This window comes from Azospirillum sp. UENF 211521, assembly GCF_058780535.1.
In genome coordinates, this window is sequence record NZ_JBSNCF010000005.1 from 437515 (window position 1) to 453556 (window position 16042).

Here is a 16042-nt window from a genome sequence, read left to right on the forward strand (position 1 = left end):
ATGATAGCGCCATCATCGCCGCTGCACCGCTATGTCCAGGGCGGCCATCGCCGCGTGGACGGCTGGCTGTCGCGCCTGGACGCCAGCCTGATCGCCACCGTCGGCGTCTGGCAGAGCGCCGAGGGCGTGACGGGAAGCGTCGGCGAGATCGGCGTTCATCACGGACGGCTGTTCATCCTTCTGGCGCTGGTGCGCCGGCCGGGTGAGCGGGCCTTCGCCATCGATCTGTTCGACGACCAGCAGTTCAACGTCGACCAGTCGGGGCAAGGCGACGAAACGGCCTTTCGCAGCAACCTCGTCCGCTTCGGAATCGAACCGGCGTCGGTCGAGGTCGTCAAGGGCAACTCGCTGGCCCTGTCCTGGAGCGGCCTCGCCGACCGGCTCGGCCCCGCGGTCCGCCTGTTCAGCATCGACGGCGGCCACACGGCCGACATCACGCGCCATGATCTGGGCGTCGCCGACGACAGCCTGGGCGAGGGCGGGGTGATCGTCCTCGACGACTACTTCAACCCGGAATTCCCCGCCGTGTCCGAGGGCATGTGCCGCTTCATGGCCGACCGGCCGGGAGCCCTCGCCCCCTTCGCCATCGGCGACAACAAGCTGCTTCTGGCCCGGCCGGACTGGGCGGAGCGCTACCGCGCCATGCTGGTCGGGGCGACGCCGTCGCGCCACTTCGTGCGTGACACCGAACTGTTCGGCCAGCCCGTGACCGTGTTCCGCACGCCGCGGACGCCGATGCAGTTCATCCGGCAGACTGGCCTGACCCGCCGGCTTCGCTCCCATCCGCTGGGACAGGCGCTGAAGCCGATCATCCGCCGCTTCGTGCAGGGGTAAAGAGACTGCCATGCGCGACGACGTGCAGGTCCGTTTTCCGGCAGACGAGCGAAGCGCCGTTCCGGACCTTGCCGCGCCGCCAGCGGACGCGCCACCGGACTTTGCGCCGGACTCAGCACCGGATTTCGCGCCGCCTTCCGGCGACTTCGCCGGCTCGCGGGACGGCTGGCTGCACTGGACGCATGGGCTTGTCAACCGGCTGGTGAAGGGGGCGGACGGCGTCCTGCTGGCGGCCGCCGGTCTCGCCGCCTGGGCCGCCTGGGCCCGCCGGACGGACGGGGCGTCGTTCGACGACGGCCGCCTGCTCCTCCAGGCGCTCATCTTCACGGCCATCACGCTCGGCGTCTATCTGCGCGCCATGACCACCATCGGCGCCTACCGTGTCGAGAACTACCGGCACTGGGGAAAGTCGCTGCTGGACGTGGTCGGGGGCCTGCTGCCCGCCGGAACCGTCCTGTCCCTCCTCGTCTGGGCCTTCCAGCCGGAGGTCGGCCCCTCGGACATGCTCGCCTTGTGGGGCGGGATGGCGCTCGCCTGTCTCGGGGCGGGCCGCATCCTGGCGGCGCGGGGCGTGCGCCTTTTGGAGGAGCGCGGGGTGCTGCGCCGCCGGGTGGTCATACTGGGCGCGACCGACGTGGCGGAACGGATGATCGCGCATCTGGCCCTGCCGGAGCACCGGGCGAACTACAGCATCCTCGGCCTGTTCGACGACCGCGACAGCGACCGCCGGCCGGCGTCGCTGGCCGGCCTTCCGGTCTCCGGCGACCTGACGGACTTCAAGCGCTTCCTGCCGGACAACCGCGTCGACATGGTCGTCATCGCCCTGCCCTGGCGGGCGGCGATGCGCATCCACAGCCTGCGCATGCAACTCCAGATGATCTCCCTCGACATCCTGATTCCGCTGGACGAGGAGAGCATCCGGCTGCGGCTCGCCAACCTGAGGCACATCGGCGACATCCCGGCCCTGCTGGTGATGCGACAGCCGCTGCGCGGCATGCAGATCGTCGTGAAGCGCATCGAGGACGTCGTGGTCGCGGGCCTCGGCCTGCTCGTCGCCTCGCCCTTCATGCTGGCCGCGGCCATCGCGGTCCGCCTGGACTCGCCGGGGCCGATCATCTTCCGGCAGACCCGCGTCGGCTTCAACAACCGCCCCTTCACGATGCTGAAGTTCCGCACGATGAAGGTGGACGACAGCGACGACGGCGCCATCGGCACCAGCCGGGACAACCCGCGCATCACCCGCGTCGGCCGCTTCCTGCGCCGGACGAGCATCGACGAACTGCCCCAGCTCATCAACGTGCTGGCCGGCGACATGTCGGTGGTCGGCCCGCGCGCCCACGTCCCGAACATGCGGGTCGGCAACCAGCGCTACGCCGAGGTGGCGCGCGAATACGCGGCGCGCAGCCGCGTCAAGCCGGGGATCACCGGCTGGGCCCAGATCAATGGCATGCGCGGCGGCATCCACACCGTCGAAAAGGCGCGCGTCGGGGTCGACATGGACATCCACTATATCGAGAACTGGTCGCTATGGCTCGATGCGAAGATCATCATCAGCACCGTGACCACCGGCCTGTTCGGGCGCGACGTGTTCTAGGCGCCCTGGCCCTCGTCGCCGGGCTTCTGGCCGGCGGCATGGCGGACGCGAAAGCGGGCACGGGCGCGCAGGGTCTGCCGGCACGCCCGCTCCTCGTCTATCACGACAGCTGGTACGAGCGCCCGGCCACCGGCCCGGCCGCCACGACGCTGGCGACGCTCCCCGGCTACATGAATCTGGTCGCCCTGTCCTTCGTCCGGCCGGACGCCGCCTATCCCGGCCGTCTCGACCTCAAGGGGACCGGCCTGCAATATGGCTTTCCCGGCACGGTGCTGAGGGACGCCATCGCGCTGTTGAAGCAGCGCCAGCCGGGCACGCGCGTTCTGCTCGCCGTCGGCGGGGCCAACTACGCCAATTGGGACGCTCTGAACCTCGACGCGCTGGTGCGGCTGGTTCAGGACCTGGGCGCCGACGGAATCGATCTGGATTTCGAGCCGGTGTCCCCCGGCTGCTCCGTCCGGGGGCGGGTGCGCTGCCTGTCCGATGCCGCCTGGCTGGATCTGGTCGCGCGCTTTCGCGACGCCTTCCCCCGCCCCCTGCTGCTGACCGTGCCGGGCTGGAGCATCGGGGCCTATGGCGAGGGCGCGTTCCGCGACGCCCAGCCGCGCGGCCCCCACACCGGGTCGATCCTCAATCTGCTGCGCTCCCCGCAGGCCGAGGCGATCGACCTCGTCTCCATCATGGCCTATGAGGCCGGCCCGACCTTCGATCCCTGGCAGGCGTACCAAGCCTACCGGCAGGTCTGGAAAGGGCCGCTCGCCCTCGGCGTCCAGGTGCCGCCGAGCCAGCTCGGCGGGCCGACCTACACGGTGCCGCTGGCCGAGCGGCTCGCCCAGGCCGTCGCGCAGGACCCGCAGGGCGGCATGATGCTCTACCCGCTGCTCGGGCGACCGCCCGGCACCGTCGGGCCGGACAATCCGGACGGCCGCCTGCTGGCCCAGGCGCTGTGCCGCGGGTTGGGCCTCGACGGCTGCGCCGAGACGCTGCGCTGAGCAGCCCGCGGCTTTACCCCTCCCAGCGGTGGGACAGCACGAAGCTGTAACGCTCCGGACGGACGTGGAAGACGGCGTGGTCGGCGCAGGCGCCGTCCGCGAAGACGGAACGCCGGATCATCACCAGCAGCGGCATCCCCGCCGCTCCGCCGAGCGGTTCGGCGATCGCCGCGCCGGCGGCCTCGGCCTTGACCTCGATGTCGGCGCCGACCACCGGCTGGCCGGTGACTTCCCTCAGGATGACGTAGATCGGCTTCTGCCCGACCGCCGCCCAATCGACACCCGCCAACTCCGGAGACAGCAGGCTGCGGCCCAGCGCCACCGGCTCGCCGTCCACCAGATGCAGGCGCCGCACCTCCAGGCAGCGCGGGCCGAACTGGTCCGTCAGGGCCGGCGGCGTGGCAGTCATGCCCGCCGAAAGATGACGCATGCTGGCGTTCAGCCCCTGGAGCCGCAGGGATTCGTGGAAGCTGCGCAGCCGGTCCAGCGGGTGGCGGACCCGCTTGCCCGCCGTGAAGGTGCCCTTGCCCTTGCGCCGCTCGATCAGCCCTTCCGCCTCCAACCGGTCGAGCGCGAGGCGGACCGTCACCCGGCTGACCGCGAAGCGGATGCCGATCTCGCTCTCGCTCGGCAGGCGGCCCGAGGGTTCGAACCGGCCCGCCGCGATCTCCTCGCGCAGGCGGTCGGCGATCTGCCGGTAGAGGGCCGTCGCGTTCTCCCGCACCAAACCGTCCCGCACCGAACCGTCCCTCATCGGGGCCACCGCTCCCTCCCGCCCGTGGCGACTGCATCCCCGCCTTGATGCCACCGGCACCCGCTGCGCTCAAGCGTCCGCATCATCATCCCACCGCACCGGTGCCCGGTGGGCCTCTCCACATGTCTTATATTGTATCATCAAACTTGTTATGCAATGTATTAGCCGTTGCGGCGCGCCGCCCCTCCCCTGCACGAGGTCCCGTCCCATGAGCGATCCCGTCCCCACCGGCCACATCGCCCCCGCCGGCCTTTACGAGCGGAACAAGGCCCGCCCCTTCCTTGGCGCCACCACCTGCTCCCACCAGCGGCTGGTGGCCGGCGAATGGACCGAGGTGACGCTGGTCTACGAGGTCGGCGGGTCGGGCCTCGCCGACGGGGCCGGGATCAAGCTGGCGATGAAGTTCTATTCGGACTGGGCGCTGTTCCAGACCAGCGACCCCACGGCGGCCAACTTCGTCTCCGCCGAGTACGAGGCCGGCCCGCTGGTGCCGGGGCAGAGCCCGGCGACCGTGCAGGCGCTGAAGGTGCGCTTCGACCAGAAGGGGCACGAGCGGCCCTACCAGAAGGCCATCATCATCGATGTGATCGACGGCTACCTGAATCCCGGCGACCGCATCGCGATCCGGCTGGGCGACCGGCGCCAGGGCGGACCGGGCACGCGGGTGCAGACCTTCGTCGAGCAGGGCTTCCGCTTCCGCGTCTTCATCGACCCGCTGGGCAGCCAGAAATACGCGGAGGTGCCGGGCGACTGCGCCATCGACATCGTGCCGGGCGTCCCCGCCGCCCTGCGGCTGGTCGCGCCGCGGCTGATCGCCCCCGGCCCGGCGTCGCTGCTGCTGCGCGCCGACGACGCCTGGGGCAACTGCTGCCTCGACGCCACGCTGGACGCTGCCCTTGCCATCACCGGGCCGAATGGCACCGGGCCGGAGGGCGAAAGCGCACGGACGGTCGCGCTGGCCCCCGACCCGCAGGCGAACGGCTGGCTGGTCCGGCGCGAGGCGCTCGACCTCGGCGCCGGGGAATGGCGGATCGCCGCGACGGCGCCGGGCCTCGCCCCCGCCGAAGCCTTCGTCACCGCCGAGGACGGGGCGCCGCGCGCCGTCTACGCCGACCTGCACGTCCACTCCAACGACACGGTGGGGACCAACGACACCGCCTACAACCTGTCCTACGGCCGTGACGTCGCCGGGCTGGACGTGCTGGGCTACACCGCCAACGACTTCAACGTGACGGAGCGCGCCTGGACCGAGGCGGTCGGCCTGATCGACCGCTACAACGAGCCGGACCGTTTCGTCTGCTACCCCGGCACGGAATGGTGCGGCAACTCCGCGGCGGGCGGCGACCACAACGTGATCTTCCTGCGCGACGGTCCGCCGCGCTTTCCGGCGGACGGGCAGGGGCAGCCGGTGCGCTCCTTCGAGTGGAACGAGTCGACCCGCGGCGCGCTGCGCCCCGGCGCCTGGCCGCTCGACGACCTCTACGCCGCCTACCGGGACGATCCGGAGGGCCATCTGCTGATCCCCCATGTCGGCGGGCGGCGCTGCAACCTCGATTGGCACCACCCGGAGCTGGAACGGCTGATCGAGATCGGGTCCGCCTGGGGCCAGTTCCACTGGGTCTATGCGGAGGCGCTGGCCCGCGGCTACCGGCTCGGCGCCTCGGCGAGCAGCGACGAGCACCAGGGGCGCTGCGGCGGCGGGGCGCCGGCGACCGCGGTGTTCGGGGCGCGCGGCGGGCTGACCGGCGTCTTCGCCGACCGGCTTGACCGCGCCTCGGTGGGCCGGGCGTTGCGGGCGCGGCGGACCTTCGCGACGACCGGCGAGCGCAGCTTCGCCAGCCTGCGGCTGGGCGAGCGCTGGATGGGCGAGGTGGTTACGAGCGCCGACGGCGAGGCGCTGGACTACCGCCTGCTCGGCGACCGGGGGTGGGAGAATCTGCGCCTGTTCGACGGCGACCGGCTGGTCTGGGAGCGCGACCTGCACCGCGAATTGGGCCTGTCGGAGACGAAGATCCGCCTGCGGTTGGGCGGCGCCCGCATCAAGGACCGCTACCGCGGCGCCTATTGGGACGGCGGGATCACCGTCACCGGCGCCGCCGTGCAGCGGGTCGAGCCTTTCGGCTTCGACCATCCGGAGCAGGGCTGCTGGCGGCGCGACGCCACCACCGTCGCCATCCGCACCGTCACCCACGGCGACAGCGACGGGGTGGAGCTGGCGCTGTCGCGTCTGGCCGGGGCGCGCATCCAGGTGCGTCTGGCCATCGGCACCTATGTGAAGGTCGGCAACCCGCTCAGCCCCCCGCCCAACCCGCACGCTCCGGAAGCGGTGCTGGACATCGACGGCGACGCACTGCTGGCCGACGCGGACGCCGGGCGGGTCACCCGCGTGCTGCCCGGCACGGAGCTGGAGGTGACGGTTGAGCGCGTCACCGAGGCGCCGCTGCTCCGCGACCTCGCCGGGCGCATCCCGCTCGCCGACCTCGGCCTCGCCCCGGGCCGGGAGCACGCGCTGTTCCTCACCGCGCGCCAGCGCGACCAGTCGCGGGTCTGGACCTCGGCCCTGTTCCTGACGCCGTAAGCCCCCTGCCCGGCGCCCCGGCTGATGCGTCGGGGCTCGGCAAGGCTGTCGTGCCCGGAACGGCGATCAACCGAGCCGCTTCACCGCCCTCTCCAGCGCCTCGGCCAACCCCGCGTCGTCGTAGGGCTTCGGCAGGTGGACGCCGCCCTCGGGCGCCCGGTCGGCGCCCGACGCGTAGACGACCGGCAGGGACGGGTGGCGTTCGCGCAGCGCGGCGGCCAACCGCTCTCCCGACATGCCCGGCAGGCTGATGTCCGTCAGCAGCGCGTCGACGAGCTCCGTCTCGGCGATCGACAGCGCCTCCTCGGCGTTGCCGGCTTCGACGACCGAGTGGCCGAGCCCGGTCAGCATCTCCACCGTGACGAGGCGGATCAAGGCGTCGTCCTCCACCAGGAGGACGCGCAAGCCCTGGTGGCTTTCCGCCCTTGCCGGCCCGCCTTCAGCGGTCGGCTTCGAGGCCACTCCTCGTTCGTCGGACATCCCCTTCGCCCTCTGCTGCTGGTTGCGCAGGACATGCCGGACTTTGCGGGCCAGCGCCTCGCGGGTGTAGGGCTTGCTCAGAAGCTCGACGCCGAGATCGAGCCGCCCGCCATGCACGATCGCGTTCTCGGTGTAGCCCGAGGTGAACAGGACGGCAATCCCCGGCAGGCGCTCCTTGGCGCGACGCGCCAGCTCCGGGCTGCGCAGCGGTCCGGGCATGACGACGTCGGTGAACAGCAGGTCGATGGGCACCCCGCTTTCCACGATGGCCAGCGCGCTCTGCGCGTCCCGCGCCTTGAGCACGCGGTAGCCGAGATCGGACATCATCTCGACCACGGTCGCCCGCACGTCGTCGTCGTCCTCGACCACCAGAACGGTTTCCGAGCCGCCCGTCTCCGGCCCGGTGTCGATCACCGTCACGACGTCCTCCGGCTGATGCGCGCGCGGCAGATACACGCGGACCGTGGTGCCCTGGCCGGGCTCGCTGTAGATCTTGACGTGCCCGCCCGACTGCTTGACGAATCCGTAGACCATGCTGAGGCCGAGGCCGGTGCCCTGCCCTTCCGGCTTGGTCGTGAAGAACGGCTCGAAGACGTGATCGAGCACGTCCGGCGGGATGCCGCAGCCGGTGTCCGTCACCGCCAGCATGACGTAATGGCCGGGTTCCACCTCGGCGTGCCGGGCGGCGTAGGGGTCGTCGAGAAAGGCGTTGCCGGCCTCGATGGTCAGCCGGCCGTGGCCGTTCATGGCGTCGCGGGCGTTGATCGCCAGATTGAGCAGCGCGTTCTCGACCTGGCTCTCGTCGGCGAAGGTGGTCCACAGGCCGCCCGCGATCATGGTTTCGATCTCGACGCCCTCGCCGAGCACACGACGCATCATCTCGTCGAGGCCGCGGACGAGCCGGCCCAGATTGACCACGCGGGGGGCCAGGGGCTGGCGACGCCCGAAGGCGAGGAGCTGGGCGACCAGCTTCGACCCGCGGCTGACGCCGCTCAGCGCGTTCCGCAGCCGCTGTTCGGCGCGGTCGTTCCCCGCGACGTCCTTCGTCAGGAGCTGGAGGTTGCCGGAGATCACCTGAAGCAGGTTGTTGAAGTCGTGCGCCACCCCGCCGGTCAGCTTGCCGACCGCGTCCATCTTCTGGGCCTGACGGAGCTGCGCCTCGGCCTGCTCCCGCTCGGCGACCGCCAAGGCGATGCGCTGCTCCAGCACGTCGTTGAGCCGCCTCTGGGCGTCCTCGACCTCCTTGCGCTCGGTGATGTCGATCACCGAGCCGATGTAGCCGAGGAACGCGCCGTCCGGAGCGAAGCGCGGTGCTGCGGCGTCGATCGCCCAGCGGTAGACCCCGTCGGATCGTCGCAGCCGGTACTCCAGCCGGAACGCCTCGTGCCTCGCGTTGGCGGCCAGGAACACGTCCGCGGCGGCCTGACGGTCGTCGGGATGAGTTGCGTCCAGCCAGCCGAAGCCCAACCCCGTCTCGGGGGTCTGTCCGGTGAACTCGTACCAGGACTTGTTGAGGTAGGTGCAGGAGGCGTCGGTTTCGGTGACCCAGACCATCACCGGCGCATGGTCGGCGAGATTGCGGAACCGCGCCTCGCTCTCGCGCAACGCGTTGTCCGCCTCGCGGCGCAGCCGCACCATGGCGAGGGCGGTATCGACGCGGGCGATCAACTCGCGCGCCGAGAAGGGCTTGACCAGATAGTCGTCGGCTCCGGCCGACAGACCCTCGACGCTCGCCTCTTCGCCGGCGCGGGCCGACAGCAGGATGACCGGCAGGTCGCGCAGACCGGCGTCCTCGCGGATCGCCCGCAGCAGGCCGAAGCCGTCCAGAACGGGCATCATGATGTCGGTCAGAACGAGATCCGGGCGGTTCGCGCGGATCGCCTCCAGCGCGGCCTGGCCGTCGGGCACCGCATCGACGATGTAGCGGCCGCTCAGCAGGCGGCTCACATAGTCGCGCATGTCGGCGTTGTCGTCGGCCAGCAGGAGGCGCGGACAGGCGCCCGTCTCCGACGCCACGACCGTCTCCGACCCGCCGATGAACGGGTCCGGCGCCCCGCCTCCGGGGACCGCCGAGTCGGGCAACCAGCGCAGCGCCTCCTCGACGTAGGTCTGGGTGCGCAGGCCAGCCGCGGCGCCGGTCGGCGCCGACAGGACGCGCTCCTGCGGCAAATGGGCGGTGCCGAACGGCACGGTGATGATGAACACCGAGCCGTGGTCCATCTCGCTCTCGACCCGGATCGTGCCGCCGTGCAGCTTGACGAGTTCCTGGACCAGGGCAAGGCCGATGCCGGTGCCTTCGTGGCTGCGCCCGCGCGCGCCCTCGACCCGGTGGAAGCGCTCGAACAGGCGCGGCAGCTCGGAGTCGAGGATGCCCGTGCCGGAATCGCTCACCCGGAGTTCGGCGCCCTCGCCGACCGGCCTCAGCGACACCGCGATCGCACCCTGGAAGGTGAACTTGAAGGCATTCGACAGCAGGTTGAGGACGACCGTCTCCCACATGCCGCGGTCGACATGGACCGGACCGGGGAGCGGCGGGCAGTCGACGACGAGGCTCAGCCCGGCCCGCTCGCAGGCCGAACGGAAGCCGCTCGCCAGTTCCGCCGTATAGCCGGCGAGGTCGGTCGGCTCGTAGCGCGCCTGGGCCCGCCCGGCCTCGATGCGCGAGAAGTCCAGAAGCGCGTTGACGAGCTTGAGCAGGCGCTGCCCGTTGCGATGGACCACCACCAGGTCCTCGCGATGGTCCCGCATCCTCTCCGGTTCCGCCTGCAGCACCTCCTCCAACGGCCCCAGCATCAGGGTCAGCGGGGTGCGGAACTCATGGCTGACGTTGGAAAAGAACACCGTCTTGGCGCGGTCGATCTCGGCCAGCATCTCGGCCCGCCGCCGCTCGGCCTCGTAGGTCTGGACGTTGGTGATGGCCGCGGCGATCTGCCCGGCCACCAATCCCAGGAAGCGCCGGTAATCGTCGTCGAACAGGCGGAACGGGTTCAGGCCGACGACGAGAAGGCCGGCCCGCCCCGCCTCGCCGCTGGCCGGGATCGGGATCGCCGCGGCCTGGGCGGGGGGCCGTCGCCAGACGCCAGGCGGCAGGCCGGTGCCGAATCGTGCCTCCAGGTCACCGATCAGCGCCGGGTCGTGGAGCGTGGGAGTGAAGGGCCACACCGACGTGCCGTCCACCGCCAGCGTCTCCGGCGCCGCCGGATGGCCCCGCTCGATGCCGCAGGAGCCGGCGAGGGTGGCGCTGGCGCCGTCGGGCTCGGCCACGTAGAGCAGCGCGAAGGGCAGGTCCCGCGGGTTGGTGGCGAACGCTTGGGCGCTGCGCTCGCACACTTCCGGCAGGGTCCGGGCGTCGGCGGTGCCGGCGGCCAGATCGCGCAGCAGGGTAAGCTGCCGTTCGCCGATGATCCGCTGCGTGTCGTCGGTGTTGGCGCAGATGATGCCGCCGGGGCTGCCGTCGTCGTCGGGCACCGGGCTGTAGGAGAAGGTGTAGTAGGTCTCCTCCGGATAGCCGTTGCGCTCCATGAGAAGGAGCTGCCCCTCGACGTAGGTGCCCTCGTCCCCTGTCATGGCGGTTGCCAGCATCGGGCCGATGTCGCCCCAGATCTCCCGCCAGACGACCGACGTCGGCCGCCCGAGCGCCCAGGGATGCTTGCCGCCGATGATCGACTTGTAGGCGTCGTTGTAGAAATAGATCAGGTCCCGGCCCCAGCCGACCCAGATCGGCTGGCGGGAGGTCAACATGATCCGCACCGCCGTCTTCAGGCTGCGCGGCCAGCCCTCGGGCGGACCAAGCACCGTCGATGCCCAGTCGAACGCGCGCATCTGTGCGCCCATCTCGCCGCCGCTGGCGAGGAATTCGGGGGCGGTGGAGACGTCGGTCTCGTTGGACATGCGCAGGCGTCCCGTCCTTCCTGTTCCAAACCCCCTCTACAACAGGGGCGCGGCCATTGCCGCACAGCGGGACGCCACTTTAAGCTGATCGGAGGGGCGGCGGCGAGAAACGATTTGTTAGTCCAATAGCAATAGCACTGCTTTGGCGAATCCAATGTCGGCTGTGCGGGACGAGCCCACACGGTGTCATCGGGTCGGCGACTGCCGGTTTGGCATGGCAATGTGCCGGGCATGAGCACGATGCCCAACCCGTAACGCGGCCTCCGATTTCACAGCCGATGATCTTCGGACGGCAACCGCACCGGCGATCAGGCAAATCCATGTTCGGCAAGCCGGCAAGCGAGACATCCATTCCAGAAACTTGGTGGCGAGCGCAAATGCCACTGTTAAATAGTATTTACGCTCAATGAAATCACGCACGCCCCATTGTCGGTTCCTATCAAAGACGCCAGAACAAGGAAACAAGTGAACCAATCCTATGGCAGAATGGCGTTCAGAATTGCCATATGATTTTGCGTAAGGTCGGTCACTTCAACAATGGCATTGTCGGTCGCTGCATAGGCGTTATTAAAACGAAAGGTGACTTGCGTAGAACCTGGGAACATTTCAATATTCACATTTCTGTTATTCCCAAGATCGATTCCGATCCACCAGTGAGTGTAATTGGGAGCGTTGATCTCACCATTCGTCATACGATCATAATGCATGTAAACATAATATCGCTCGCCGTTGGTTTGCAGCCCCGCTCCAGGGGTCAAGCCACCCATACGGCACGTCGCCTCAACAATAGTGTTGGTTACATCCGCGAACCAATTATCATACGTTACGCCATTCAATAAGGCATAATTGTTGTTTACGTATTGGATGTAGGTGGCGTGGTTTTGCTGAACATATGCCGGCGCATAGTTGTCATTCTCCCAGATCGAGCCCTGGTTGAAAGGCGTGTTCAACGCGATGGCGGTGAATGCCTGGGCAGGATCGTTGATGACGCCGACAGTTCCCGACAGACCGGCCGTTGTCCAGCGCCAGCAGGCGCACTCATTAGCGGGAATCCCGAGGTTTGGACTTGCAAAAGCCCCTAAAAACGGCACGCCTGCGGGATTATCAACACAGTACTGGTCGAGAGTGTTGAGCTGCTGTTGGGTGAGAGGCATAGCTGTTCTCCATCAATTCGGCTGCAAGATTTTTTTGGCGCCACAAACCAACGCTGGCCGATGGCGCACTTCATTTCAGACGAATTGGGATCGAACGACGTGAACTGAGCATTTCGGCCAAGCCGCTCCACCTCGGCCAGCCCCGGACCTCGCTGCACATGCAGCGGAGATGCTGTACTTCGCAGGCATTGTGCAGACATCGCCTCTTCGGCGTTGGCCACCGAGTTTCGATTGCGCGCCAAAGGTTATGTTTGATGATCAGCGCTGCAACAGCCCTCACGCAGCGCCTCTCGCGGGAATCGCCAACGCGGTGCAAGGCCGAGACATTCAACCCGAAGCCAGAAACGGCAGGCGGCGGAATCACCTCTCACGCGAAGCGCTTCGCTCCGGCAACACACAGCACGATCACCCCGGTCACGGCGATCATGCTCCAGGCCACCGGCTCGTTCAGCAGCAGCCCGGCCAGCGTCAGGCCGAAGAAGGGCTGGAGCAGTTGCAGCTGACCGACCCCGGCGATGCCGCCGAGCGCCAGCCCGCGGTACCAGAAGACGAAGCCGATCAGCATGCTGAAGACGGAAACATAGGCGAGGCCGATCCAGGCCGGAGCTTCGATGCCCGCCCAGCCGTCCGGCAGGGTCGCCAGCGCCAGCCCGCCCATCACCGGCGTCGTCAGAACGAGCGCCCAGGAGATCACCTGCCAGCCGCCGAGGCGGCGCGACAGCACCGCGCCCTCGGCGTAGCCCAGCCCGCAGAGCAGGATGGCCGCCACCATCAGCCCCGCCCCGGTGAGCGACGCGCCGCCGCCCTGCGCCAGGGCGTAGCCGACGACGGCGAGGCTGCCCAGGCCCGAGAACAGCCAGAAGACCGGCTTCGGCCGCTCCCGGCCGCGCAGCACGCCGAACAGGGCGGTGGACAGCGGCAGCAGGCCGATGAAGACGACGGACTGCGCGGAGGTGATGTGGCGGAGCGCCAGCGCGGTGAGCAGCGGGAAGCCGACGACCACGCCGAGCGCAACCACCGCGAGCGGCGGGAGATCGCTGCGCCGCGGACGGGCCTGCCGCAGCAAGGCCAGCAGGGCACCGGCCAGCGCGGCGGCAATCAGCGCCCGCGCCGAGGTCAGGAACAGCGGCGAGAAGCCGCCGACCGCGACGCGCGTCGCCGGCAGCGATCCGCTGAAGATGAGCACGCCCAGCAACCCGCTGCCCCAACCCGCCGTCGTCCACCGCATGCCCCTCCCCTTCCATCCCATGCCCAGTGCGGGAGGACCCTAGCGCGGCGGGCACTGGCGGAGACAGCGACGGTCCCGTACAATTCCGTCGAACTGTGTTGGTACCGGGTGCGATACACTTGCCGAGGGCCGGGCGATGACGAACCGAACGGGCACACGGACGACGGAGGTCATGGACGCGATCCGCCAGAGGATGGCGGACCGCCGGCTGTCGCCGGGCGAACGCCTGCCCTCCATCCGCCGCTTCGCCGCCGCCATGGGCGTGTCCCCCTCCACCGTGGTCGAGGCCTACGACCGGCTCGCCGCGGACGGTGTGATCCGCTCGCGTCCGGGCTCCGGCTTCTACGTGTCCGGCGCCCTGCCGCCGCTGGCCCTGGCCGAGGCCGAACCGCGCCGCGACCGCGCCATCGATCCCTTCTGGGTGTCGCGCCAGTCGCTCGATTCCGGCGCGGAGATGCTGAAGCCCGGCTGCGGGTGGCTGCCGGCGGACTGGATGCCCAACGCCGCTCTGCGCCGCGCCCTGCGCCGTCTCGCCCACGCCGACGACACCCTGTTGGCGGATTACGGAAGCACACGCGGTTCGCTCCCCCTTCGCCGGCTCCTGGCCCGGCAGTTCGCGGAGGAGGGACTCGCGGCGGGGGCCGACCAGATCCTGCTGACCGGGTCGGGGACCCAGGCGATCGACCTGATCTGCCGCTTCCTGCTGCGCCCGGGCGATGCGGTGCTGGTCGACGACCCCTGCTACTTCAACTTCCAGGCCCTGCTGCGCGCCCATCAGGTCCGCATCGTCGGCGTGCCCTACACGCACAGCGGGCCCGACACCGCGCGGTTCGCGGCGGCGCTGGCCGAGCACCGGCCCCGCCTCTACATCACCAACGCGGCGCTGCACAACCCGACCGGCGCCACGATGTCGCCGCAGACGGCGCACCGCCTGCTCACCGCCGCCGCCGCCCACGACGTCACCATCGTCGAGGACGACATCTTCGCCGGCTTCGAGCCGGACCCGTCGCCACGCCTCGCCGTTCTGGACGGGTTGGTCCAGGTCATCCGGATCGGCAGCTTTTCGAAAACGCTCTCCGCCTCGGTGCGCTGCGGCTACCTCGCGGCGCGGCCGGATTGGGTGGAAGCGCTGGTCGATCTGCAGGTGGCGACCAATTTCGGCGGCCCCAGCCCGATTGCCGCCGACCTCGTCCTGGCAATCCTCGGCGACGGCGGCTACCGCAAGCATCTCGACGGGCTGCGCCGCCGTCTGGCGCGGGCGCGGCGCGAGACGGCGGACCGGCTGGCGGCCCTCGGACTGGAGCCCTGGCTGATGCCGCGCGGCGGCTTCTATCTCTGGTGCCGCCTGCCGGAGGGCCGGGACTCGGCGGCCGTCGCGCGGGCGGCGCTCGACGAACAGGTCGTGCTGGCCCCTGGCAACGTCTTTAGCGCTAGCCAGTCGGCCACCGGCTTTCTGCGCTTCAACGTCGCTCAGATGGGCGACCCGCGCGTCTTCGAGGTCCTGAAGCGCGCTGTGGCCGCGGCGGAACCGTGAACTCCGGGTCAGCGGCGCGCAGCGTCACTTCCGTCCGCCCCATCGCCGCCGGACGTCTTGCGCGGCCACAGCCCCGAGAGCAGCAGCAGCCCGACGCCGCCGGTGATGCCGATGTCGGCGACGTTGAAGGTCGGCCAGTGCCAGCCGAAGGCGTGCACGTCGATGAAGTCGGTGACGGCGCCCTGGCGGAGACGGTCGACGATGTTGCCGATCGCCCCGCCCGCGATCGCGCCGAAGCTCGCCGCCTCGGCGCGACTGTCCGAGCGGGCCGCCCAGACCACGAGAACCGCGACGACGAGCAGCGCGGCGCCGGAGAGCAGCCAAGGGCCGTAGGGGTTGTCGTTCTCCAGCAGGCCGAAACTGACCCCGGTGTTGAAGCCGAGCACGAAATTGAGAAACGGCGCGGCCTCGATCACCCGCGGCGGGTCCAGGAGCTGGTCCAGCGCAGCCCATTTGGTGAGCTGGTCGAGCAGCAGGATCACGGCGCCAATGGTGCCCGCCAGTTTCAGACCAGCGGCCCTCGAACCGGCCGACCGGGCCGACCGTGGCACACTCATATCTCTCTCCTTCAAACGTCTTTCTCCTTCAAACGGCCGGCTGCGGAGCCGGGAGCCCGCCGCCGTTGCGGCGGAGCAGGCGCAACGCGTTGAGCGTGACGAGGATGGTGGCCCCGGTGTCCGCCAGAATGGCCAGCCACAGGTCGGTGATGCCGAACAGCGTCGTCACCAGGAAGACCGCCTTCAGACCGAGCGCGAAGGCGACGTTCTGGTGGATGTTGGCGAGCGTCGCCCGCGACAGGGTGACAAGGTCGGCCACCCCCTCGACGCGGTTGCCCAGCAGGGCGGCGTCGGCGGTCTCCAGCGCGACGTCGGTGCCGCCGCCCATGGCGATGCCGACGTCGGCGGCGGCCAGGGCCGGGCCGTCGTTGATGCCGTCGCCGATCATCGCGATCGCCCCCTGCCCCTTCAGGCCGGCGATCGCGCGCAGCTTGTCCTCCGGCAGC

General features: G+C 69.8%; 11 protein-coding genes. 5 read left to right on the forward strand and 6 right to left on the reverse strand.

The annotated features are described in order from the left end of the window. The 3 genes from ACWPN5_RS31165 to ACWPN5_RS31175 are packed head-to-tail and all read left to right on the forward strand — an operon-like array spanning nt 1 to nt 3420. A complete protein-coding gene (locus ACWPN5_RS31165; protein WP_247888296.1) occupies nt 1-834 on the forward strand; it encodes a class I SAM-dependent methyltransferase in 834 nt (277 codons plus the stop codon). Between the two features lie 10 nt (nt 835-844). Beyond that, nucleotides 845-2428, forward strand: a complete 1584-nt coding sequence (locus ACWPN5_RS31170; RefSeq protein ID WP_200477736.1) for an exopolysaccharide biosynthesis polyprenyl glycosylphosphotransferase — start codon at nt 845-847, stop codon at nt 2426-2428. 38 nt (nt 2429-2466) lie between these two features. Continuing rightward, the gene (locus ACWPN5_RS31175; protein ID WP_200477735.1) at nt 2467-3420 is read left to right on the forward strand and encodes a glycosyl hydrolase family 18 protein; all 954 of its coding nucleotides are present in this window, start codon (nt 2467-2469) and stop codon (nt 3418-3420) included. A gap of 13 nt (nt 3421-3433) precedes the next feature. Here ACWPN5_RS31175 and ACWPN5_RS31180 read toward each other — a convergent pair whose 3' ends face one another. Then, nucleotides 3434-4174 carry a GntR family transcriptional regulator gene (locus ACWPN5_RS31180; RefSeq protein WP_492299449.1) on the reverse strand — a complete coding sequence of 247 codons (741 nt, stop codon included), beginning with the start codon at nt 4172-4174 and terminating at the stop codon, nt 3434-3436. A 208-nt stretch (nt 4175-4382) separates the two neighbouring features. Between ACWPN5_RS31180 and ACWPN5_RS31185 the strand changes: the two genes are divergently transcribed. Next, nucleotides 4383-6752, forward strand: a complete 2370-nt coding sequence (locus ACWPN5_RS31185; RefSeq protein WP_492299450.1) for a hypothetical protein — start codon at nt 4383-4385, stop codon at nt 6750-6752. Between the two features lie 66 nt (nt 6753-6818). Here the strand turns inward: ACWPN5_RS31185 and ACWPN5_RS31190 are convergent, their stop codons facing one another. The 3 genes from ACWPN5_RS31190 to ACWPN5_RS31200 form a co-directional block, all read right to left on the reverse strand. After that, nucleotides 6819-11123, reverse strand: coding sequence for a response regulator (locus ACWPN5_RS31190; protein WP_492299452.1), 4305 nt, complete (start codon nt 11121-11123; stop codon nt 6819-6821). Between the two features lie 476 nt (nt 11124-11599). Next, entirely contained in the window at nt 11600-12277 is a 678-nt protein-coding gene (locus tag ACWPN5_RS31195) for a hypothetical protein (RefSeq protein ID WP_145683745.1), read from the reverse strand. 367 nt (nt 12278-12644) lie between these two features. Then, the gene (locus tag ACWPN5_RS31200) at nt 12645-13505 is read right to left on the reverse strand and encodes a DMT family transporter (protein WP_492299453.1); all 861 of its coding nucleotides are present in this window, start codon (nt 13503-13505) and stop codon (nt 12645-12647) included. Nucleotides 13506-13641: 136 nt separating this feature from the next. Between ACWPN5_RS31200 and ACWPN5_RS31205 the strand changes: the two genes are divergently transcribed. Beyond that, nucleotides 13642-15039: an aminotransferase-like domain-containing protein gene (locus ACWPN5_RS31205; RefSeq protein ID WP_492299455.1), complete on the forward strand. Its 1398-nt coding sequence runs from the start codon at nt 13642-13644 to the stop codon at nt 15037-15039. 8 nt (nt 15040-15047) lie between these two features. Here the strand turns inward: ACWPN5_RS31205 and lspA are convergent, their stop codons facing one another. Further along, nucleotides 15048-15596: a signal peptidase II gene (lspA, locus tag ACWPN5_RS31210; protein ID WP_492299457.1), complete on the reverse strand. Its 549-nt coding sequence runs from the start codon at nt 15594-15596 to the stop codon at nt 15048-15050. A 28-nt stretch (nt 15597-15624) separates the two neighbouring features. Next, on the reverse strand, nt 15625-16042 hold a 418-nt coding region (locus ACWPN5_RS31215), incomplete at its 5' end, for an HAD-IC family P-type ATPase (protein ID WP_492299458.1).

Excerpts from the sequence above, each read along its gene's own strand:
- ACWPN5_RS31165 (WP_247888296.1), top strand. The coding sequence starts at position 1 with ATGATAGCGCCATCATCGCCGCTGCACCGCTATGTCCAGGGCGGCCAT.
- ACWPN5_RS31180 (WP_492299449.1), bottom strand. The coding sequence starts at position 4,174 with ATGAGGGACGGTTCGGTGCGGGACGGTTTGGTGCGGGAGAACGCGACG.
- ACWPN5_RS31205 (WP_492299455.1), top strand. The coding sequence starts at position 13,642 with ATGACGAACCGAACGGGCACACGGACGACGGAGGTCATGGACGCGATC.
- lspA (WP_492299457.1), bottom strand. The coding sequence starts at position 15,596 with ATGAGTGTGCCACGGTCGGCCCGGTCGGCCGGTTCGAGGGCCGCTGGT.
- ACWPN5_RS31195 (WP_145683745.1), bottom strand. The coding sequence starts at position 12,277 with ATGCCTCTCACCCAACAGCAGCTCAACACTCTCGACCAGTACTGTGTT.
- ACWPN5_RS31190 (WP_492299452.1), bottom strand. The coding sequence starts at position 11,123 with ATGTCCAACGAGACCGACGTCTCCACCGCCCCCGAATTCCTCGCCAGC.
- ACWPN5_RS31170 (WP_200477736.1), top strand. The coding sequence starts at position 845 with ATGCGCGACGACGTGCAGGTCCGTTTTCCGGCAGACGAGCGAAGCGCC.
- ACWPN5_RS31185 (WP_492299450.1), top strand. The coding sequence starts at position 4,383 with ATGAGCGATCCCGTCCCCACCGGCCACATCGCCCCCGCCGGCCTTTAC.
- ACWPN5_RS31200 (WP_492299453.1), bottom strand. The coding sequence starts at position 13,505 with ATGCGGTGGACGACGGCGGGTTGGGGCAGCGGGTTGCTGGGCGTGCTC.
- ACWPN5_RS31175 (WP_200477735.1), top strand. The coding sequence starts at position 2,467 with ATGGCGGACGCGAAAGCGGGCACGGGCGCGCAGGGTCTGCCGGCACGC.